The 20,489-nt window shown below is 34.0% G+C and carries 21 protein-coding genes, 2 tRNA genes and 1 pseudogene; 12 read left to right on the plus strand and 12 right to left on the minus strand.

Annotated features, from left to right (window positions below; genetic code table 11):
• Positions 1-124: 124 nt before the first annotated feature.
• Entirely contained in the window at positions 125-1,369 is a 1,245-nt protein-coding gene (locus O5640_RS10360; RefSeq protein ID WP_269612395.1) for a cation:proton antiporter, read from the plus strand.
• Here O5640_RS10360 and gltX read toward each other — a convergent pair.
• From gltX to rplS, 5 genes are all read right to left on the minus strand, one after another.
• Positions 1,325-2,755, minus strand: coding sequence for a glutamate--tRNA ligase (gene gltX, locus O5640_RS10365; RefSeq protein WP_269612396.1), 1,431 nt, complete (start codon positions 2,753-2,755; stop codon positions 1,325-1,327). The two genes, O5640_RS10360 and gltX, sit on opposite strands and share 45 nt — an antisense overlap.
• Positions 2,756-2,776: 21 nt before the next feature.
• Positions 2,777-2,850, minus strand: a tRNA-Asp gene (locus O5640_RS10370).
• A 200-nt stretch (positions 2,851-3,050) separates the two neighbouring features.
• The gene (locus O5640_RS10375; RefSeq protein ID WP_006043540.1) at positions 3,051-3,239 is read right to left on the minus strand and encodes a hyperconserved protein Hcp; all 189 of its coding nucleotides are present in this window, start codon (positions 3,237-3,239) and stop codon (positions 3,051-3,053) included.
• 35 nt (positions 3,240-3,274) lie between these two features.
• A tRNA-Trp gene (locus O5640_RS10380) sits at positions 3,275-3,347 on the minus strand.
• Positions 3,348-3,405: 58 nt separating this feature from the next.
• The gene (gene rplS / locus O5640_RS10385; protein ID WP_269612397.1) at positions 3,406-3,894 is read right to left on the minus strand and encodes a 50S ribosomal protein L19; all 489 of its coding nucleotides are present in this window, start codon (positions 3,892-3,894) and stop codon (positions 3,406-3,408) included.
• A 302-nt stretch (positions 3,895-4,196) separates the two neighbouring features.
• On the opposite strand from rplS, the gene map reads away from it, so the two are divergent.
• A complete protein-coding gene (gene map / locus O5640_RS10390) occupies positions 4,197-5,036 on the plus strand; it encodes a type I methionyl aminopeptidase (protein WP_269612398.1) in 840 nt (279 codons plus the stop codon).
• A 15-nt stretch (positions 5,037-5,051) separates the two neighbouring features.
• Here the strand turns inward: map and O5640_RS10395 are convergent, their stop codons facing one another.
• The gene (locus O5640_RS10395; RefSeq protein ID WP_269612399.1) at positions 5,052-5,801 is read right to left on the minus strand and encodes an SDR family oxidoreductase; all 750 of its coding nucleotides are present in this window, start codon (positions 5,799-5,801) and stop codon (positions 5,052-5,054) included.
• 151 nt (positions 5,802-5,952) lie between these two features.
• Here O5640_RS10395 and O5640_RS10400 point away from each other — a divergent pair, with 151 nt between their 5' ends.
• The 5 genes from O5640_RS10400 (at position 5,953) to O5640_RS10420 (ending at position 9,401) form a co-directional block, all read left to right on the plus strand.
• Entirely contained in the window at positions 5,953-7,053 is a 1,101-nt protein-coding gene (locus tag O5640_RS10400) for a phosphotransacetylase family protein (protein ID WP_269612400.1), read from the plus strand.
• Between the two features lie 31 nt (positions 7,054-7,084).
• Positions 7,085-7,603: a DNA recombination-mediator protein A gene (locus O5640_RS10405; protein WP_269612401.1), complete on the plus strand. Its 519-nt coding sequence runs from the start codon at positions 7,085-7,087 to the stop codon at positions 7,601-7,603.
• A gap of 120 nt (positions 7,604-7,723) precedes the next feature.
• Positions 7,724-8,221, plus strand: a complete 498-nt coding sequence (locus tag O5640_RS10410) for a YajQ family cyclic di-GMP-binding protein (RefSeq protein ID WP_269612403.1) — start codon at positions 7,724-7,726, stop codon at positions 8,219-8,221.
• A gap of 42 nt (positions 8,222-8,263) precedes the next feature.
• Positions 8,264-8,458, plus strand: a complete 195-nt coding sequence (locus O5640_RS10415) for a hypothetical protein (RefSeq protein WP_269612404.1) — start codon at positions 8,264-8,266, stop codon at positions 8,456-8,458.
• Positions 8,459-8,594: 136 nt separating this feature from the next.
• Positions 8,595-9,401 (plus strand): prohibitin family protein, encoded by an 807-nt coding sequence (locus O5640_RS10420; RefSeq protein ID WP_269612405.1) that lies wholly within the window; start codon positions 8,595-8,597, stop codon positions 9,399-9,401.
• A 55-nt stretch (positions 9,402-9,456) separates the two neighbouring features.
• On the opposite strand, the gene hemL is transcribed toward O5640_RS10420, so the two are convergent.
• Together hemL and xth are read right to left on the minus strand one after the other, a co-directional pair.
• A complete protein-coding gene (gene hemL, locus O5640_RS10425; RefSeq protein WP_269613852.1) occupies positions 9,457-10,743 on the minus strand; it encodes a glutamate-1-semialdehyde 2,1-aminomutase in 1,287 nt (428 codons plus the stop codon).
• A gap of 281 nt (positions 10,744-11,024) precedes the next feature.
• A complete protein-coding gene (xth, locus tag O5640_RS10430; RefSeq protein WP_269612407.1) occupies positions 11,025-11,867 on the minus strand; it encodes an exodeoxyribonuclease III in 843 nt (280 codons plus the stop codon).
• 57 nt (positions 11,868-11,924) lie between these two features.
• On the opposite strand from xth, the gene O5640_RS10435 reads away from it, so the two are divergent.
• The 4 genes from O5640_RS10435 (at position 11,925) to O5640_RS10450 (ending at position 15,234) form a co-directional block, all read left to right on the plus strand.
• Positions 11,925-12,260: a hypothetical protein gene (locus O5640_RS10435; RefSeq protein WP_269612409.1), complete on the plus strand. Its 336-nt coding sequence runs from the start codon at positions 11,925-11,927 to the stop codon at positions 12,258-12,260.
• Between the two features lie 69 nt (positions 12,261-12,329).
• The gene (locus O5640_RS10440; RefSeq protein ID WP_269612410.1) at positions 12,330-12,977 is read left to right on the plus strand and encodes a hypothetical protein; all 648 of its coding nucleotides are present in this window, start codon (positions 12,330-12,332) and stop codon (positions 12,975-12,977) included.
• Between the two features lie 65 nt (positions 12,978-13,042).
• Positions 13,043-14,269, plus strand: coding sequence for a nickel pincer cofactor biosynthesis protein LarC (gene larC, locus O5640_RS10445; protein WP_269612411.1), 1,227 nt, complete (start codon positions 13,043-13,045; stop codon positions 14,267-14,269).
• Between the two features lie 50 nt (positions 14,270-14,319).
• Positions 14,320-15,234 carry a lysylphosphatidylglycerol synthase transmembrane domain-containing protein gene (locus tag O5640_RS10450; protein WP_269612413.1) on the plus strand — a complete coding sequence of 305 codons (915 nt, stop codon included), beginning with the start codon at positions 14,320-14,322 and terminating at the stop codon, positions 15,232-15,234.
• Positions 15,235-15,243: 9 nt separating this feature from the next.
• On the opposite strand, the gene O5640_RS10455 is transcribed toward O5640_RS10450, so the two are convergent.
• From O5640_RS10455 to O5640_RS10470, 4 genes are all read right to left on the minus strand, one after another.
• Positions 15,244-16,761 (minus strand): ABC transporter permease, encoded by a 1,518-nt coding sequence (locus tag O5640_RS10455; RefSeq protein WP_269612414.1) that lies wholly within the window; start codon positions 16,759-16,761, stop codon positions 15,244-15,246.
• Positions 16,762-16,857: 96 nt separating this feature from the next.
• Positions 16,858-17,892, minus strand: a complete 1,035-nt coding sequence (locus tag O5640_RS10460) for a CobW family GTP-binding protein (protein WP_269612415.1) — start codon at positions 17,890-17,892, stop codon at positions 16,858-16,860.
• Between the two features lie 25 nt (positions 17,893-17,917).
• Complete coding sequence (locus O5640_RS10465) at positions 17,918-18,205, minus strand: 4a-hydroxytetrahydrobiopterin dehydratase (protein WP_269612416.1); 288 nt, start codon at positions 18,203-18,205, stop codon at positions 17,918-17,920.
• A 19-nt stretch (positions 18,206-18,224) separates the two neighbouring features.
• A complete protein-coding gene (locus tag O5640_RS10470; RefSeq protein ID WP_269612417.1) occupies positions 18,225-18,686 on the minus strand; it encodes a secondary thiamine-phosphate synthase enzyme YjbQ in 462 nt (153 codons plus the stop codon).
• 230 nt (positions 18,687-18,916) lie between these two features.
• Between O5640_RS10470 and O5640_RS10475 the strand changes: the two are divergent.
• Positions 18,917-20,445: pseudogene (locus O5640_RS10475) on the plus strand (carboxypeptidase M32).
• Positions 20,446-20,489: the final 44 nt, after the last annotated feature.

Genomic DNA, 20,489 nt, shown 5'->3' on the forward strand with positions numbered 1-20,489 from the left:
ATAATATACGATTGAAAGGGTTGCTACTCTATAAGAATATGTAACTAAAATCAGCTTATTAACTTATTTATTTTCTTAGGTAGATTTAAAGAATACTCGCTTATGTCTTCTTTGCTAGTTATTTATGACTCCTGAGCGACTGGGCTTGCTCTGGGGTATAACAGTTTTTTCTGGGGCTGGAGCAAGATTACTATCAGTGCTAACAGGACTTCCTGGGGTAGTTTTATTGTTGCTATCTGGCCTGTTGATTGGGAGATCAGGTCTTGGATTGGTTGAACCTTTAGATCTAGGTAAAGGTTTGGAGACAATAGTTGGTTTATTGGTAAGCCTTGTTTTGTTTGATGGAGGTTTAAATCTTCGATTTCCTGGTGGGGCAATCAAGTCAATAGTTCTGAGGATTTCCTCAATTAGGTTGATTATTTCATTGGCAGCTGGCTTCATTGCTGCGCATTGGTTAGCAGGACTTGGTTGGTCTGTTGCAGGAGTTTATAGTGCAATTGTTCTTGCTACTGGACCAACTGTTGTAACTCCATTAGTTCGACAAATTAGACTTGCATCACCATTAAGTGATGTGCTTGAAGCTGAAGGTTTGATACTCGAACCTATTGGAGCAGTTCTTGCACTTTCGTTGTTAGAGCTAGTTGTTGGAGATTTGCATGGCTGGAGAGAGCTTTTTCTTGGTTTGTTTTCAAGGCTTGGAGGAGGAGTTCTAATCGGATCACTTGCAGGTCTATTGCTTTCAGAAGGTTTGAAAAGATTACGTTCTGAGCCTTATATCGGGATCAGATTGCAGCTGACTCTTGGAGTGATTTTCTTGCTTTATGGAGTATGCGAATGGTTATTACCTGAATCAGGCCTGCCTGCATCTGTTGCCGCAGGGTTTGTTGTTGGACAAAGACCTTCTACACAGGCTAATGAACTTGACAAATTAATTAGAGAATTAGCTCAGTTAGCAATAACTATGCTTTTCCCATTATTAGCAGCGGATGTTTCATGGGGGGAATTAAGTCCTTTGGGGTGGGGAGGTATAACTTGTGTACTTTTTTTGATGATAATAGTCAGACCGATAGCTGTATTGATAGCAACTTATGGGTTGCCTCTTGATAATAAACAAAAATTGTTTCTTGGTTGGTTGGCTCCCCGTGGAATAGTAACTGCAGCAGTAGCCTCTTTATTCTCTATTAGATTGGAGCAAGCAGGAGTTTTAGGTGCTGGAAAACTTCAGGGATTAGTTTTTTTGACCATATTAATGACAGTAGGTATTCAAGGTTTAACAGCTCAACCATTAGCAAAAATGATGGGTTTATTGGATGAAGATAAAGATCTAGATAAATCGACTAATTCGGGCTCTATCTTTACTGAATCTTGAGAGTAAAATCCAACTTTGAATTAAATCAGGTCCATTAAGAGTTCCAAAAAGCGCAGCTCTTAGGCTTTTCATAACAAGACCTTTTTTTACTTCGCAGTTTTTTGTAGCTTGATTTATTAAATCAAGCGCTTCCTCTTTAGAAAAGGATGTAGCATCTGAACTCTCCAACTTTTTAAGAATAAACTTGAAAACTACTGCTGCTTCTTTTATCTCTAATTGCTTTTTGCCATCATCACATAACTCTGGTTCTTCAAAAAAAGGTTTGGCTTGATCAACTCCATCATTAATAAGAACCATCGATGGTCCAAGTAAACTTACTAGATGGATTCCCCATTGTTTACTTGGAATAAACCATCCATTTTTTTTTAATAAAGGGTCTAAATTTTTTAATAGAGTTTCGGCTGACATTTCATGGATTACTTGGGAATTGAGCCAATTCAATTTGTCCCAATCAAATTTAGCTGACGCTTTATTTACCTTTTTAAAACTGAAAACCTCTGAAATCTCAGAAATTTTGAATTTTTCATTAATTCCTTCTGGAACAGACCAGCCAAGCAGAGTCATATAATTAGCCATTGCTTCGGATGTATAACCCATTTTTTTGAATTCAGAAATGGAAGTAACCCCATCTCTTTTTGAAAGTTTTTTACCGTCAGAATTAAGAATTAAAGGCGTATGCGCAAAAACTGGAATCTTTAGATCAAGAGCTTCGTAAAGAAGAATTTGCTTTGCTGTATTTGCAAGATGATCTTCTCCCCTTATTACGTGAGAGATTTTCATTGCTGAATCATCTGCTACAACAACTAAATTGTATAAGGGGTCACCAATTGAATCTGGTTGTGCTCGTCGTGCAATGACCATATCACCGCCTAAATCCTTTCCACTCCAAGTCATTTTTCCTCGAACCAAGTCATTCCATGAAATTAATTTTTGATCATTGATTTTGAATCTGATAACAGGTTCTCTTCCAGCTTTTATAAATTCTGATTCTTTCTCTGGACTTAAGTTTCTGTGTCTATTGTCATATTTTGGAGCTAAACCATTTCTCTTTTGAGTTTCTCTCATTTCGTTTAGTTCCGCTTCGGATGCATAACACTTGTATGCAAATCCCTTATCGATAAGAGTTTTTATAATCTGTTTGTGTTCATTTACTCTTTCACTTTGAATTGTTGGGGATTCATCCCAGTTAATTCCTAGCCACTGGAGCCCATCATATATATTTTTTATATATTCTTTTTTTGATCGTTCAATATCAGTATCTTCAATTCTTAAGAGAAAAGTTCCACCTTCTTTTTTTGCAAATAGCCAATTAAATAGTGCTGTTCTTGCTGTTCCTATGTGAAGTGTTCCAGTTGGACTTGGTGCCAATCTTACCCTAACTGTCAAAGCTCTAATTCGATTTAGATACGGGACCGACGGGATTCGAACCCGCAACTTCCGCCGTGACAGGGCGGTGCTCTAACCAGTTGAACTACGGTCCCAGTTTTAGGCCTTAAAAAGGATTTAGTCTTTTACTAGAAATCCTTTGTATTGACCCAATGAGTATCATCCGAAAAATGCCTTCTAGTCAACTAAGAATTAATATTGTTGACTTAAGAAAACTATCTTTATAAGTTTTTTTCAATCTAATTCTCTGTTAAGAGAGATGCTCATGAAATAAAACTATATACGTAGATAACTTTTAAGGACGAAAACCTGCAGGCTCTATAAGCCTAACTTGATTACCACGAGCTGTGAACTCGCGGCCTTGGTCGCTTTGCACTACTACACGGCCACCTGATTTTACACGAATAACTCGAGCCCTGACCCAGCCTAATGCGGCTGACTCAAGAACTTTTACGACATCGCCAGGTTGAAGATCCAACTCCATTCTTTAAAAAAGTAACTGCAAAAAAGGTTTGCGAACGCGCCGTGGAGGACTTGAACCCCCGACATCAGGTTTTGGAGACCTGCGTTCTACCAACTGAACTAACGGCGCATTTTATAAACCCTTTAAGTCATTATTTAAATGACTTTTGATTGAGGAGGCCGAAACCTCAGCGGTCGAAGCGCTGCTTTACGCGTGTGGCTTTGCCCACTCGCTCACGCAGATAGAAAAGCTTCGCTCTTCTTACTTTACCTCGGCGTTCAACCTTAATGGATGCAACTTGTGGACTGTGAACCAGAAAAACCCTTTCAACTCCTATTCCTTGGAAAATTCTTCTTACTGTAATTGTTTGATGAATTCCTCCGTGTCTCTTTGCTATTACAACACCTTCATAGGGTTGAACCCTCTCCTTGTTGCCCTCACTTATTCTGACGCCAACACGCACAGTGTCTCCAACGTAAATATCAGGGAGATCTTTGGTTTGTTGCGCATCTTCAAAAGCTTTTATTATTTCTGAAGGAGAGAGCTTTTTTACTGGAGTTTTCTTTCCTTTAGATTTCGTTTCAGAAGAAATTTTTACTTCAGACTCTTCTGAAGCATTTGATTCATCTTCAACTTTGACCTCTTCTGATGAGAGCTCTTTCGAATCAACGGACATCACCAATTACTCTTAATTTGGCCGAGCTTTTATTGTAACCGCTGGTTTCTCAAATTAAAAATTTTTTAAGTATCTGGATCTTTTCATCCCTGTTTGATCACAACTTTCTCATTTAGTTTCTAGCAGTCTTTGATTGGTCGTTAAAAAGAAAAATTAGTTTTCTCTACCTTTTTCTTTAATATAAAAAATTTATTAAAGAAAAGAATTTTTTTAATAAAACTGTCCCTTTCCAATTGATAGTTCACCTATTATTAGCCTGATAAGGAAATGCAAATTTTGAGGTTTTTACTTTTTTCTAAACAATGAATCTTTTCTCTGATCTTCTTTCTTCTTCAAACTCAAAGATCCCTATCAACAATGGTCCTGTTATTAAACAAAGAAGAGGAGTGGAAATTAAGTCCTCTAGAGAGATAGAAATCATGCGTAAATCTAGTAAAATAGTTGCGACTGTATTGAGTGAAATTAGAGACTTAGTTAAACCTGGAATGTCTACTTTGGATCTAGATAAATATGCAGAAAAACGCATAAGAGATCATGATGCAGAACCAAGCTTTAAGGGATATCATGGCTTCCCAGGTAGTATCTGTTCAAGCATAAATAACGAAGTGGTTCATGGAATACCGAGTAAGAAGAAAATTATTAATGATGGAGATTTACTCAAAGTAGATACTGGAGCTTTTTACAATGGTTACCATGGAGATAGTTGTATAACTATATGCGTTGGTAATACATCAGATAAAGCAATTGAATTAAGTAGAGTTGCTAAAGAAGCTTTGATGCTTGGAATAAAACAAATTAAGCCACAGAATAAACTTCTTGATATAGCAGGAGCTATAGAAGATTATGTTAAAGCTAATGGTTTTAGTATCGTAGAAGATTATACGGGACATGGCGTCGGAAGGAATCTTCATGAAGAACCTTCCGTTTTTAATTTTAGAACCAATGATTTGCCAAATGTTACTCTGCGAGAAGGAATGACTATTGCTGTTGAACCTATAATTAATCTTGGCTCAAAATACTGTAAAACACTTCGCGATGGATGGACCGTAATAACAAAAGATGGAAATCTTTCGGCTCAATGGGAGCACACTGTCTTAGTTACTGAAGATGGGTTCGAGATACTTACTGATAGAGGAGATTGATTCCTTCTAAAGATTTTAATTTGAGTAAATTTTCTTTATAAATCTTGAATATAAGATTCTAATTGATTCAACGAATGGCATTAATAAATATGTTATGGGATTAGGAGATACTATAATTAAATAATTCTCTTTTTCTGCTTTTTGTATTATTTTTCTTGCTACAAATTCAGGATGCATTATTCCTTGTGGGTTTAATTTCGATTTAAAAGGACCTAGAATTAATTTCCTGATAAAAAAACAATTTCTTTTTTCCATTAATAATTTACTTTTTTTTAAACTTACAAGCTCACCTATCAGACGTTTTGTTATTTCATATACCGGGCTAAAAGCTATTTGGATTTCGGCTTCAGATGTGTTTACCCAAACTTCCTTTGGACTGTACTTTTTTAAATTAGTAGAAAGTGCTAAATTCTCAAAAATTTCTATTAATTTCCAATGACTAAGTGAATTTATTTCTATTGCCTTATTTATATCATTTGAATCAATCATTTGCTTTGGATTGAATCCATGATTAAGTATTAAAATATCAATATTAGTAAGGCTGCTTGAAAGGAGTTCTTCTTCTCCACAGGACCAAAGAATCCATTCGTCTGGAGTGCTTTTAGAACAGTTACAATTGTTTTTTTTATCATGAGTTAAGCCAACTACATAAGCCCCTTTCTTTTTGAGTACTTCAATGAGTGACTTTCCAAGGCTCCCATTTGCACCAGTTATGGCAACTCTTAAACCTTTAAACCTTGAATTGTCTGATAAGTTTTTGTTCATTGAGTTGGATCCATTGGATTTCTTGCGAAAAAAATTAGGAATTACTAAAGAATATTTGTCTAATTAGAATTTTATACAGATTTAGTGTTGAGAACTTTTATAAAAAGCCTAAACTTATAAAGATATTAATCTCACATTAGATCTTTAATTAATGAGCAAGACCTTTCTAATTGGATCATGTGAACCATTTAGCGGTAAGTCGGCATTAGTTCTTGGCATAGCAAGAAATTTAATTGCTTCAAACCAATTGGTTAGATTTGGTAAACCATTGGCGACAAGCCTTGAATTAAATGTCTCTGAAAGAGGAGACATAAAAGATATGATTGATGATGATGTCAGATTTGTTGGAGAGACATTAAAATTAACTGCGGAAAATTTAATTCCTTCCATTCAATTCTTGGCCGCCTCTACTGCTAACAAGAGGATTCAAGATAATACGTTAGACCCTGGAATTAAATTTAATGAGTTCAAGCTATCTCTAGACTCTTCTGGTGAGGCTATCAATATTCTTGAAGCAGCTGGTAGCTTGCACGAGGGACTCTTGTATGGATTAAGTCTGAGTCAACTAGCAAAAGGTTTAAACGCTAAAGTTTTACTCGCTCATTTTTGGCAAGATAGTAGAAGTGTTGAAGCTTTATTGGAGGCTAAAAATCAATTAGGAGATCATCTCAGTGGTGTTGTCTTAAATGCTGTTAATCCCGATCAAATAAAAGATATTAAAGACAATATAGTTCCATCTCTTAAGTCACTAGGTTTGGATGTGTTTGGAGTAATGCCTAGATCTCCTTTATTGAGGAGTGTCACTGTTGAAGAGTTGGTGAGACGTTTAAATGCTCGAGTTATTTGTTGTTCTGACAGGCTTGAGCTAATGGTCGAGACGTTAAGTATTGGGGCGATGAGTGTTAATTCTGCAATGGAGTTTTTTCGGAGAAGGCGTAATATGGCCGTAGTGACAGGAGCTGATCGAACAGATATCCAATTGGCTGCTTTGGAAGCTTCTACTCAATGTTTGATACTGACAGGTGCTGGCGAACCACTACCTCAATTGATTAATAGATCAGAAGAGCTGGATGTTCCATTGCTAAAAGTTGATAGAGATACTCTCTCAACAGTTGAGGTCATTGAGCAAGCTTTTGGTCATGTTCGTCTTCATGAGACAGTTAAAGCTACTTATGCTTTTCGATTAGTTCAAGAACATTGTGATCTTGAACGAATCTTTAAAACTTTAGGAATTTCTTCTTCAGTTCATTAATAGTGGCTAAGTTTATATTATCTGAATTAGGATGTCCTTGAGTCGATCACTCGATCTTCCTGCATTGGGACGAGTTGATACTCTCGCTCAGGAATTGGCCTTGTTGAAAAACGAGGGAAAAAGAAGAATTGCTTTTTTAGGGAGCAGGCATGTGCCTGTTGTTTCGATTCATATAGTTGAATTAATAGCAAGGTCTCTGGCTCAAGAGGGCCATTCGATAATTACTTCAGGTTCTCAAGGGGTAAATGCCGCAGTAATTAGAGCAGTTTTAGATGTTAACCCCTCTCTCTTAACTGTTTTGTTGCCTCAGTCTCTTGATAGGCAAACTGTCGAAGTGAAGGATCTTCTTAGCAGCGTTTTACATCTAATAGAAAAAGAAGACAATAATGATTTGCCTTTGCCAATGGCAAGTAGTCTTTGTAATCAAGAAATTATTAACAGATGTGATCAATTGATTTGTTTCGCTTTCCATGACAGTGAAACATTATTGAGTAGTTGCCATAGTGCTGAAGATATGGGAAAAATTGTGAGCCTGATGTTTTTTGATTAATTTTCAATCAAAAGATTTTATCTACTTCTAGATATTTTTAACTTACGAAATATCTCATAAGTATATTTATAAGCAATTTGGCTTTTTGTTCATAAGATGGTGGAAACAAAGAGAAATTTTATGCCCTCTTCTTATTCTTTCGATGTGGTTTCAGAATTTGATCAGCAGGAATTAGTAAATGCTATTGATCAATTGAGGAGAGAGGTTGATCAAAGGTATGATCTAAAAGACTCAAAGACAAAAATAGATATTAAAGAAGATGAATTATCAATTGTCTCTTTAAGCGATATGACAATAGAATCCGTAAAAGATATTTTATTACAGAAAGCAACTAAGAGAAATTTATCATTAAAGATATTTGATTTTCAAAAAGTTGAAATAATAGGAGGCAATATGGTAATGCAAATTGTTAAATTAAAGAAAGGTTTGCCTCAAGAAATTTCAAAGAAATTGAGTAAGTTAGTTCGAGATAATATGAAAAAAGTAACTGTTTCAATTCAAGGAGATAGTTTGAGAGTTACAGGTAAAAATAAAGATGATTTGCAATCTGCAATTAATTTAATTAAGAAGCAGGAAGACGATTTAGAAATAGCCCTACAATTTCAAAATTATAGATAGTAAATTTATATATAGAAACCCAATTCATTAAGAATTTTTATTATGGATCCATTAATAAAGAAACTTTCAAGAAAAGCAATTGACTTATCTGGCAAGTCAAAAAAAGAATTAGAAAGAACATGTTGGATGATTGTTCATCAGTATAAGCATGACGTGATGCCAACTGAATATGATATTAGGGAGATTGATGAAGAATTGTATTTGGAGGTTTTACGCGCTGCTAAAGAGATCATTTAGGAGGAAATAAGGATACTTTTACTCATCTAGGATTTCATTTTGCTCAATTCTAATTACCAGTTAATTATCTTTTCTATCTAACAATTTTCGCAATACTCTCTAAACCAACATAAAATCTTTGTAGATAATCTTTTTTATGACAACTCCATTTCGTAATGTGACTCCGAATGGACCAGGTGGAACAACAACTCTTCTACTTGTCCTTTCGTTTACGGGCTTTTTGCTTCTTACACAAGCATTTTTTGTTGTACCTGCTGGACAAGTTTCAGTGGTAACAACATTGGGAAAAGTAAGTGGCGGATCACGCAAGCCTGGCTTGAATTTTAAAGTCCCCTTCGTTCAAAATACTTATCCTTTTAATGTTCAGACTCAAGTTAGACCTGAAAAGTTTGACTCATTAACTAAAGATTTGCAGGTTATTTCTGCTACTGCAACTGTTAAATATGCTCTAAAGCCTAGTGAGGCTGGCAGAGTATTTAAAACTATCTCTTACAACGACAGAGAAATCTATAACAGGATTATTCAACCATCTTTGCTTAAGGCCCTTAAATCAGTCTTCTCAAAATATGAGTTGGTAACCATAGCTAGTTCCTGGAGTGATATTTCTGAATTAGTGGAAGAAACAGTAGCTGATGAACTAAATAAGTTTGATTATGTAGATGTTCAATCTCTTGATTTAACAGGCTTAACAATTGCAGATGAATACAGAGCCGCTATCGAAGAAAAACAGATCGCTGAGCAGAAATTATTAAGAGCTCAGACTGAAGTTAAAATTGCCGAACAAGAGGCTTTGAGATACGACACATTAAATAAAAGTCTTGATGATCAAGTTCTTTTTAAATTGTTCTTAGATAAATGGAATGGTGAGACACAAGTTGTACCTTCTCTACCAGGTAGCCAAGCAGGTAATGTTCCTGTAATTGTTGGTGGCAGAAATAGGTAATATTTAATATTAATTGTAAATAAAACCGACTTTAATTTATTAATTTAAGTCGGTTTTATTTGATTTCAGCAAAGCTTTCTTGAAAAGCTTTTATTGTTGCACTTATATCATCTTCCGAATGAGCTAATGAGGTGAAACCAGCTTCAAATGCACTAGGTGCTAAGTAAACCCCTTTTTGAAGCATCAGTCTATGCAATTTGCTAAAAAGATCTGTGTTAGCAGACTTAGCTTCTTCAAAGTTCCTGACTGGGCCTTCACATAGATAAAAACCAAACATTGCACTAATGCTCTGACCATGTATGGAGATGTTTGATTCTTTAGCGGCATTAATGATTCCATCCAAAAGCTTTTTTGTAATTGCTTCTAGTTTTTCATAAGTTCCTTCTTGCTTAAGAAGTTCAAGAGTTTTTATTCCAGCTGTCATAGCGAGCGGATTGCCGCTCAAAGTACCTGCTTGATACATTGGACCAGCAGGGGAAACCATTGACATAATTTCTTTACGGCCTCCATATGCTCCAACTGGAAGGCCTCCACCTATAACTTTACCCATAGTAGTTAAATCAGGAGTAACGCCAAAGCGCTCTTGAGCTCCTCCGTAGCTGATTCGGAAACCAGTCATTACTTCATCAAAAACTAAAAGAGCTCCGTTTTCTTGAGTTACCTCTCTTAATCCTTCTAAAAAACCTGGTTCAGGTGTTATGAAGCCTGCATTTCCAACCACGGGTTCAAGAATTACGCCAGAAATAGCATCAGGGTTTTCAGCAAATAGCTCTTTAACTGCTTCAAGATCGTTATAAGGAGCAGTTAGAGTATTTGCTGTTGTGCTTCTTGGAACGCCTGGTGAGTCAGGCAGACCAAGGGTCGCTACGCCTGATCCAGCCTTAACCAAAAACATATCTGCATGTCCGTGGTAGCACCCCTCAAACTTGATAACTTTATCCCTTCCAGTAAAAGCTCTCATTAAGCGAAGAACTGCCATGCATGCTTCTGTTCCGCTGTTAACGAAACGAACCATCTCAACGCTTGGAACGGCATCGATAACCATTTCAGCAAGCTGGTTCTCAAGAGCACAAGGCGCTCCAAAGCTAGTTCCTTTCTCAAGTGTTTCTTGAAGGGCTGCTATTACCTCAGGGTGGGCATGCCCGCAAATTGCAGGTCCCCAGCTTCCCACGAAATCAATGTATCTGTTTCCATCTACATCCCAGGCATAAGGACCTTTAACCCTATCAAAAACGATTGGATTGCCTTCAACGGATTTGAAAGCTCTTACAGGCGAACTGACTCCACCAGGCATTAAATCCTTAGCAGAGCCAAAAATCTCTTCAGATCTTTTTGTGTTCAACGCTTCTGTCACGGCACCTCAGCGAATGAGCTCATAAACACAGTCAGCCATAATGGCCTAAAAGTGACTGATTCGTCTAAATTTTTGAATCTGTTCAGCATCTGGTTATTTTTTTTAATCTTTAAAACTCCTGTTTTTCAAATTGACTTTAAGCTTGAAAACAAGTGATAGAAAGACTTTGCTTGAAATCACCCTGTTTAAATCAATGTTTTTTGTTTGATTGTGAATATTTGATTTGTTAATTCTGTGATGATTTGAAAATAGAAAATTACCTGATTTTTTCAAAAGAAAAATTCATTTTCATCTTCTGCATTTTCATCTTCTGCTGGAGGCCAGCTAATGTCGACAACTACAGGTGCGTGGTCACTGGGTTTCTCTCTAGATCTTGGTTCTTTGTCGATCCAACAACTGTTTGCAGAACTAAGAATATCTTCTGTTAAGTAAATATGATCGATTCGCCAACCCTTGTTTCTTTCCCAGGCTGAATGACGATAGTCCCACCAAGACCAGTTTTTCCCTCCAGGCTCAAATATTCTAAAAACATCTTCTAATTGCCCTCCTAAAGCATCTTTAAGTAATTTTCTTTCTTTAGAAGAAGCCATAATGGAATCTATATAATTGCTTGGTGTATGTATATCTCTATCTTCAGGGGCGATATTGAAGTCTCCTAATAAACATATAGGTGTATTGTATGAATTGATTTGTCTGAGATAAATCTGTAGACATTCTATCCATTTTTGTTTGTAAATAAACTTATCTGAATTTATAGAAGATCCATTTGGAACGTAAACATTTATAATTCTAATATTATTTATTTCAGCACTTATAATTCTTTTTTGCTCACTCAATAAAGTTAAATCTTTGTAGTTACCGATTACTTGATTAAAACCAATCTTTATATCATTAATTGGAAATCGACTTATAATTGCTACACCATTATAAGATTTTTGGCCAGAGATTGAAACCTCATATCCAAGGTTAGAAAAAATTTCAACGGGAAAAAATTTATCTTCTGTTTTTGTCTCTTGCAAACAAAGAATGTCAACTTTGTTGGTGACCAGCCATTCTTTGACATGATCTATTCTTGAACGAATAGAGTTGACATTCCAGGTTGCAACAAGCAAGACTCTAAATTTTATTTCTTAAGTTATTATTATGGAAATTCTGAAGAAAGTTTGGTTTTGAATAGAACTGCACTTTTTAATATTGGTCAATTAGTGCGAGCTTTCGTGTGTTTAACACCAATTCTAATTATTTCAGGGCAAGTTATTTCTTCATCAAGAATAACAAAACTTTCGGAATTAAAAAATTATTCAACTGAAGAGCAAAGAGATATCTACAGTACTTTTGATACGGAAGATCAAATTGATCAAGGTTTACCTATAGACCCATTTGATTTAATGAATCGCCTTAAACAAGCAGATGCAATGAATAATGCAACAACTCCATCAGATGCACTCGATGAAGCTCTCAATGCATTTGATAAGTCAGAGTATGAAAACTTCCAAAATGAATAAAATACAAATACTATTTCTAGGATTTTGGTAAATTTAAGATTGGTCACTAATGGCTCATTTATTAAATAGATGAAGAACCATCCGATTCCCTCGGTTACTGATCCTTTGCAATACAGAGCTATTGGATTAGTTAGAGGTATTTACAAGCCTCAAGATGATGAAAACTTTACTCGTGGTGCTCTGATTGACTCTAAAGGTAATGAAATAGATTCAGTTGTGCTTGGTAGAGTCATAACTTTGATTCGTAATCACGTCCCTTTAGAAAAGCCACACCTCTGGGTCGTATATCCAAGATGTAGGAATAATCAAAATCTTCATTTGCAAATTACAGGTATTTGGGAACCCAGCACTTTAAACAAAAAGCTTTCGAATAAAGAAGAATTTAATGAGGCTTCAAATTTGAAAGTTGATTCTGATGATTTATTGGAGGGTGATGATTATTTCTCAATAAGAGGAGAATTGGTTTTTACTAAGCCAGAAGAGAAGGAGTTAGTAATAAAGATCCGTCAAAAGCCAAGAAATCAGCAAAAGAAAGCGTTACCTTTTAAAGTTAATCTTAAAGGTGAACTACCTATTAATTATTTAAAACATTTTATTAGTCTTGATGTTCGTCGTATTGACTATCAACTGTTTGTCGAGGATTTTAAAATAATAGGTCCTGTCTCTCATCAACCATTAAGCTATAAAAATAAAAAAAATCTTAAAAATAAAAATTAGTGTTTTTCCTGCAAATATATTCAGATGTATTCTGTGTATAAAACTGATTATAAATTTAATCTTAAATGAAATCTATTTTTATTGATTGTTCTCTTGGAATATCTGGAGATATGCTTGCATCAGCATTAATAGACTTAGGTGTGCCTCACTCCATTTTATTGGATAATTTAGCAAGGTTAAATATACAGAAAAACTTTAACTTAGAATTTAACGAGGGAGATACTGAAGGAATAAAGGGAATTGTCTGTATGAAAAACCAAATGCAATTTAAGGAATTATTTAGAAGTCTTAATGATGTCAAAAACTTACTTCTAGATTCAAGCTTGAATGAGTATGTGAAAAAAAAATCTATAAGGGTTTTTGAAATTCTTGCCGAAGCAGAGGCAATTGTTCATGGTAAAGAAATTTCAGATGTTCATTTTCATGAACTAGGCTCAATTGATTCCATACTCGATATTGTTAATGTATGCTCCGCAATTGATTTTTTAAATCCAGATAAGATTTATTTTTCAAATCCACCTGCAGGCAAAGGAATTGTGTCGACATTGCATGGCCCTCTTCCGGTCCCAGTACCTACAGTTTTAGAGATAGCAAGACAAAATAGAATCCCATTAGTGGCAATTGAAGACAAGTATTTTGGTGAAATAACAACCCCTACTGGTATCGCATTGATAGCAACTTTTGTAGATAAATTTGATCAACTAGATAATATGAAAATAAAGAAAATTGGTATTGGTCTAGGAACTAAAAATATTTCTAGACCTAATTTTTTACGAGCTCTACTAATAGAAACAAATGACGATCAGAAGGAAAATAATAATAATCCTGTTTGTGAGACTATAATTTCACAGGAAGCTTGGATCGACGATTCCACACCTGAAGATATTGCAATTCTAATCGAGCGATTAAGAGTTGCAGGTGCAATTGATGTGGTTTGTTATTCGGTTGATATGAAAAAAAATAGAAAAGGTATATGTATAAAAGCTCTTGTATCTTTACAAAATCAAACCTTATTGAGGGAAGTTTGGTTTAATTATAGTACAACAATTGGATTAAGAGAAAATAAGATAAATCGCTGGATACTTCCAAGACGAACAATTAGCCATAAAACAAAATTTGGGGAAGTTAATGTTAAACAAGCAATGAGACCAAATGGTACGGTTTCAATAAAAATGGAACATAAAGACTTGACTAAAATAAGTTTAAATACAGGAGTTCCAATAGAAGAGATCCGTCAGGAATTATACATTGAATTATCAGAATTATATGAATTAGATGATTGGTCTTTATGATGTTTAATTTTAATATCCTTCAAAATAAAAGAAAAAATTTTGTTTTTGAAATGATCTCTAAAATTAATATCAAGCTTTTGATAACATTGAGTTGTTTTTTATTTATTGGAACTTCAATTTACATAAATTTTGAGTCTTTATCTAATGAAGAGATTGCTACAGAAGAGATTTTATGGTTATTGCTTGGAATTATATTTAGTTATTTAAGTATAATTATAAATGCCTATGCATGGAAGTATTTAATCAATAATATTGGGTGTCATAGTAATAAGTTTAATATAGTAAAATTATTTTTATCTACAAATATATATAAATATTTCCCAGGAGGAATATGGCATTTTGTATCTAGATATAATACCTTGCGCCTAGAATTTTCAACTGAAAAATCAATTGAATCTATTTTATTAGAGCCATTATTAATGCTGGTTGCAGGATTGATTTTTATACCTTTTGGAAGCCTTAATATATTTGTTTTTATTCTTTGCTGGTCATCAACTTTAGTATTTCTACCAGTATTTAGAAATTTTATAATACAAAAGTTGAAGACCATGAAGGCATCTATATTTACTAATAATGATGAATTGAAAGAAAGAAATTTAGCTCAAAATAACCAAAATATTTCGAGAAGGATGTTTTATCCTTATAAGCCACTATTAGTAGAGATTATATTTGTTTTATTTCGCTTTATGGGCTTTTTATTTTGTATGAATGCATTTGCTATTGGGTCATTAATTTCTCAAGGTGAATTAATTTCTTCTTTTTCCTTAGCATGGATCATTGGTCTGATAGTGCCTGCAGCACCAGGAGGTTTAGGTGTCTTTGAATCTGTAATTCTATTTAGTCTTGGTTCGAATTTGCCAGAAGCACCCCTTTTGGCTTCATTGCTTTGCTATCGACTCGTTTCAACAATCTCTGATATATTTGGAGCTTTGACTTATCCAGTTAAAAAATTATTTAAAGTTTAAACATCTATGTTATTTATTTCTGTTGTTTAAGCTTGGTATTAAGGCTAAGGACGCTATTAATCCTAAACAAATTATTATCAATGAAGGTAAGATAGATTCTGCTACTCTCTCATCTCCTGCATATTGGAAAATTCGTACTGAAAGCGTATCAAAATCAAATGGTCTTAATATAAAAGTTAGTGGTAATTCCTTTATTGTGTCAACAAAAACAAGAAGTATACCTACTAACATAGGCCCTTTGAGAAGTGGTAAATGTATTTTGAAAAGTACCTCTGACCAGTTCTTCCCAAGGTTTATGGCTGCATTATCTATATTTGGTGAAATCCTTTCAAACCCAGCATCAAGTCCACCTTTTGATACAGCTAAAAATCGAATGCTATAACCCCATATTAGTAAGCTTAAGATGTTGATTTGCCAGATATCTCCTTTAAAGGAAAGAAGAGCAAGGGCTAACACAGATCCAGGAATTGCGTAGCCAATACTGGATAAGAAGGTAAATATATTGAGCAATTGATGATTATGCCATCTCTTAGAAATTGATAAAATCAATGATATAAATATCGTTATTAATGAAACAACTAAGGCTAAACTAAAGCTTCTAAGAGTTAATCCAATTAAATCTGTATTGAATCCTTGATTCATTTGATCAATATTTATTATTGCCCATGTAATTGGAATGCCCAATGTAAGAATTGGGGGAGTAAAGGTTATAACTTGAGCAAGGAATAGATTGATACCTTTTAATTCCCATTCTGGTGATTCTCCACTACTTATACCCTCTGTCCATCTTTTACTTCTTTCTCTTGATTTGCGTTCGATTGCAACTAATAGAAAAACTAAAATCAGAGCAAATATGGCAAGAGCAATGGCACCTGAAGGCTCACCTTCCTCCACCCAGCTCTCAAGTATTCCAGCTGAAATACTTGGAATATTTAAAAGTTGAACTGCGCCTAACTCATTTATGATTTCCATTGCCATTAAAGCTAATCCTGCAGTAATTGAGGGAATTGCAATTGGTAGGGATATTCTAAAAAAACTTTTCCAAGGACCTATTCCAAGAGTTCTGCATGCCTCAATTTGTTTTTTACCGCCTTTCTCAAAACTCTCTAAACATAGTAGAAATACATATGGATAGGTTGTAAATGCCATTATTACTACTCCCCAAAACATACCGTTAATTCTGAGGGAATTTATGCTGCCGAGGTCAATCAATGTGGCTGCTAAAAGATAAGCTGGAGTTGCGAAAGGAATTAGTTGGCAGACTCTAAGTATTTTTCTGCCTTTGAAATGGCAATTGGCTAAAATCCAACCATTTGCTATTCCTAAAAATCCTCCGAGAATTAGAGAAAAAATCAATAGTAAAAGTGTGCCTTTTATTTCATTAAGATTGGCTGTCGTAAAATAAATAGAACTTTTTTGAATACCGTATAAACCCTCTCTTAAGAGAGTAAATAACGGCCACAAAATAAAAAATGTTAAAAGAACTACTAAGAATTTTAATATGTTGCGACTATTATTTAATCCCATTAGACTATAGTAAAAATTAATATTTTTTCTTTTGTGAAAGGCTCTGAAGTGGATTTTATGTTATTCAATTTATTCTTATAAGTTGTTATTTTATGATTATTTATCAATACATGCATTTAATTGAGAGAGTATTTTCTCTTTATCTAATTCTTTTCCAATAAAGACAAGTTGATTATTTCTTTCTTCTCCCCATTCACTATCTTCAATAGAAATTCTTTTACCAGCAAGGTGAAAAACATGTCTTCTTTCACTTTCGCTGAACCATAGAATACCCTTTGCTCTGAAAACATTACTTTTTAATTGATTATCTAGAAAGTATTGGAACTTCCTAAGAGAGAAAGGTTCTTTAGTTTGAAAAGAAACAGAAAGAAAATCTTCAATTTTATTATCTTCTTCTGAGTGAACATGAACCGATTCTTTTTCATGTTCATGCTCATGTTCATGTTCATGCGAGTGATCATGAACCGATTCTTTTTCATTTATTAGATCAGTTTCGAATAGCCCTACGCTTAATAATAGATTAAGAGGAATATTCCCTTTAATACTTTTTAAAATTCTCACATCATTTTTTATTTCTTTTAACTTTGATATCGTTTCTTCTAGATTTTTATTAGATACTAAATCACATTTGTTAAGAAGTAAAATATCACCATATATTACTTGAGATCTACCTATTGAACTTTCTATGGCAACATCATTAAAGTTTTCAGCATCAATTAAAGTTATAATAGAGTCTAATCTTGTTTGATCTCTTAACTCGCTTCCAAGTAATGTCATTGCGACTGGAAGAGGGTCAGCTAATCCTGTGGTTTCAATAATAATATAGTCTAACTTCTTGTTGATATTAATTAACTTTTCTATTGCTTCTACTAATTCACCATTTATAGAACAACAAATACATCCATTACTTAGCTCTACCATCTCTTCTTCAGTCTTAATTATTAATTCATTATCAATGCCTATTTCACCAAATTCGTTAACTAATACAGCTGTCTTTATACCTTTCTGATTAGTAAGGATATGATTTAATAAAGTTGTTTTTCCTGATCCTAAAAATCCTGATATGATTGTAATAGGAATATTATTTTCGGGAACTATATTTTCTTGGAAATCAGATTTATTTGTGTTCATTTTAATGGAAGTAAATAATGATACATTAGGTATTGATTAATTTATCAATAGACTCAGCAAGCTTGATGTCATTAGTAGTAATTCCACCTTTATCATGAGTGGTTAGATTGATTTTAACTCTATTATATGTATTCTGCCAATCAGGATGATGATCCATCTTTTCAGATAAAAGAGCGACTTTAGTCATAAAGCCAAAAGCTTCAATAAAATTATAAAATTTAAATTCTTTTTTGATTGTTTTATTATCAATTATCCAAGAAGGATTCTTTTCTATGAAATGATCTAGTTGATGTTGCTCTATTAAGGAGGTCATGAGTTTCTTGTATTTAATTTTAATTTAAACCAAAATCACCAATTGCATGCAATTGTAATGACCTTGATTTATTTGATGTTCTATGTTCCCATATATAAATTCCTTGCCATAAACCTATTTTTAAATCACCATCAACAACACTGAAGCTCAAATTATTTGAAGTAAGCATTGTTCTGATATGAGCAGGCATATCGTCTAATCCTTCTTGTGAATGAAGATATTCTATTTTTCTACTACTTCTGTCAATAGGATAAAATCCCTCTTCTGGGACAATAGCTTTCATGTATGCTGATAGGTCATTTAGAACATTAATATCCGCATTTTCATTTATAATTAAACTACAGCTTGTATGCTTTAGAAAAATAAGAAGTATTCCTTTTTGAAACTTTTTATATTGTATCCAATCATTAATGTCTTTTGTAATATCAGTAAAACCTTGTCCCTTCGTCTCAAAATCTAAAGTTGATAAAATCTGTTCCATTGCTAATAAACTGTTTGACCTGACTATAATAAATACTAAAAGGTTTGTTCTTTTTCTATTAAGTTAAAGTATTGTGAATTTGGTCGTATCAAAAAGATATAATCTTTTTGATTTTTAAATATTGAATAATTTAATAAGAGCTTGTGATTTAAATTATTTTAAATTGATCAAATATGGATCTATTTACATCAATTTGATATTAGAATTAAACAAATATCAAATTGAATACGTTGTCAAAGTCTGCTTGGCAGCTTTTGGGTGATTACCTAAAAGATACGCAGTTGTTGGGATCTATACAAAGTACTCTCTACTGGGATCAAAATACATCTATGCCTATTGCTGGTTCCACTTGGAGAGGTGAGCAATTAAGTCTTTTAGCTAAGCAACTTCATGCAAGACAAAGTTCTGCAAAGTTCGAAATTTTAATAAAAGAAGCAAAATTTGAACTTCAAAATTTAAAAGAAAAAGACGATTCTGAATCAGATTTTTTGAAAGATAGGTTTAAAAATATTGAGTTGCTTGAGCAAGATTTCAATAGACAAAAAAGATTGGATCCTAAATTGGTTGTTGAGCTTGCAACAGCAAAGTCTGAAGGTTATATGTGTTGGCAGGAAGCTAGGAAAAATAATGACTTCAAAAGCTTTTCTCCAGCTCTCAAGAAATTAATTTCACTACGAACAGAACAATCCAATCAGCTCAGTGAAGAAAGAAGTTGCTGGGAGACACTTGCCCAGCCTTTTGAACCGAACTTAACGATTAATCGTGTAAGCGAACTATTTGAACCTTTAAAAAAAGATTGCCAGAATTGATTCAGAAGGCTGCGACAATAACTAATAAAAAGAGTGAAAAATGGGATTTAGCAAATAGCGATCAGGAAAAGCTCTGTCAAATACTTTTAAATGATTGGTCTAGGGATCCTTCTAATACAGCTATAGCTAAGTCCCCTCATCCATTCTCAATAACTTTAGGTCCGGATGATTATCGAATTACGACTCGAATAGTTAAAGGTCAGCCACTTTCTTGCTTATTAGCTACTGCACATGAGTGGGGACATTCTTTGTATGAACAAGGCTTGCCTTCTGAAAGTCACCAATGGTTTGCATGGCCATTAGGTCAAGCAACTTCTATGGCTGTTCATGAGAGTCAATCTCTATTTTGGGAAAATAGAATTGCTAGGAGCTTTTCATTTGCACAGTCTTTTTGGCATCATTTTGAGAATGCAGGTGCTCCAATTCACTCTGGAAAAGATTTATGGATCAATCTAAATCCATTTACCCCCGGGTTGAATCGAGTAGAGGCCGATGAACTTAGTTATGGCTTGCACATAATGATTAGGACTGACTTGGAAATTGATCTTCTAGAGAGAGGGCTTTCTGTAGAAGATCTGCCTAATGAATGGAATAAAAGGTATTTGAACCTTCTAGGTGTTTCGCCTGAAAATGATACTGAAGGATGTTTGCAAGATGTTCACTGGAGTGAGGGGATGTTTGGTTATTTCCCTTCTTATTTGCTTGGTCATCTAATTAGCGCTCAGTTAACAAAAACTCTTGAAGAAGATTTAGGAAAAATTGAAAATATTATTGAATCTAATGAAATCAGTAAAATATTGGGTTGGCTTCGCAAAAATGTTCATCATCATGGGAGAAGTATGGATTCTGAGGAACTTGTAAAGAAGGTCTCTAGAGCAACTTTATCATCAAACTATTTTCTTGAATACTTAGACAATAAACTTGAAAAGCTTTCTAGAATCTCTAATTAAAATATACATTTATTAGGATAAAAATTAATCAAAGCATATTGTTT

The sequence above is a fragment of the Prochlorococcus marinus str. MIT 0912 genome, assembly GCF_027359595.1.
Taxonomy (GTDB): domain Bacteria; phylum Cyanobacteriota; class Cyanobacteriia; order PCC-6307; family Cyanobiaceae; genus Prochlorococcus_B; species Prochlorococcus_B marinus_C.

Excerpts from the sequence above, each read along its gene's own strand:
- O5640_RS10360 (WP_269612395.1), top strand. The coding sequence starts at position 125 with ATGACTCCTGAGCGACTGGGCTTGCTCTGGGGTATAACAGTTTTTTCT.
- O5640_RS10375 (WP_006043540.1), bottom strand. The coding sequence starts at position 3,239 with ATGGAGTTGGATCTTCAACCTGGCGATGTCGTAAAAGTTCTTGAGTCA.
- rplS (WP_269612397.1), bottom strand. The coding sequence starts at position 3,894 with ATGTCCGTTGATTCGAAAGAGCTCTCATCAGAAGAGGTCAAAGTTGAA.
- map (WP_269612398.1), top strand. The coding sequence starts at position 4,197 with ATGAATCTTTTCTCTGATCTTCTTTCTTCTTCAAACTCAAAGATCCCT.
- O5640_RS10395 (WP_269612399.1), bottom strand. The coding sequence starts at position 5,801 with ATGAACAAAAACTTATCAGACAATTCAAGGTTTAAAGGTTTAAGAGTT.
- O5640_RS10400 (WP_269612400.1), top strand. The coding sequence starts at position 5,953 with ATGAGCAAGACCTTTCTAATTGGATCATGTGAACCATTTAGCGGTAAG.
- O5640_RS10405 (WP_269612401.1), top strand. The coding sequence starts at position 7,085 with ATGTCCTTGAGTCGATCACTCGATCTTCCTGCATTGGGACGAGTTGAT.
- O5640_RS10410 (WP_269612403.1), top strand. The coding sequence starts at position 7,724 with ATGCCCTCTTCTTATTCTTTCGATGTGGTTTCAGAATTTGATCAGCAG.
- O5640_RS10415 (WP_269612404.1), top strand. The coding sequence starts at position 8,264 with ATGGATCCATTAATAAAGAAACTTTCAAGAAAAGCAATTGACTTATCT.
- O5640_RS10420 (WP_269612405.1), top strand. The coding sequence starts at position 8,595 with ATGACAACTCCATTTCGTAATGTGACTCCGAATGGACCAGGTGGAACA.
- O5640_RS10440 (WP_269612410.1), top strand. The coding sequence starts at position 12,330 with ATGAAGAACCATCCGATTCCCTCGGTTACTGATCCTTTGCAATACAGA.
- larC (WP_269612411.1), top strand. The coding sequence starts at position 13,043 with ATGAAATCTATTTTTATTGATTGTTCTCTTGGAATATCTGGAGATATG.
- O5640_RS10450 (WP_269612413.1), top strand. The coding sequence starts at position 14,320 with ATGATCTCTAAAATTAATATCAAGCTTTTGATAACATTGAGTTGTTTT.
- O5640_RS10455 (WP_269612414.1), bottom strand. The coding sequence starts at position 16,761 with ATGGGATTAAATAATAGTCGCAACATATTAAAATTCTTAGTAGTTCTT.
- O5640_RS10460 (WP_269612415.1), bottom strand. The coding sequence starts at position 17,892 with ATGAACACAAATAAATCTGATTTCCAAGAAAATATAGTTCCCGAAAAT.
- O5640_RS10465 (WP_269612416.1), bottom strand. The coding sequence starts at position 18,205 with ATGACCTCCTTAATAGAGCAACATCAACTAGATCATTTCATAGAAAAG.
- O5640_RS10470 (WP_269612417.1), bottom strand. The coding sequence starts at position 18,686 with ATGGAACAGATTTTATCAACTTTAGATTTTGAGACGAAGGGACAAGGT.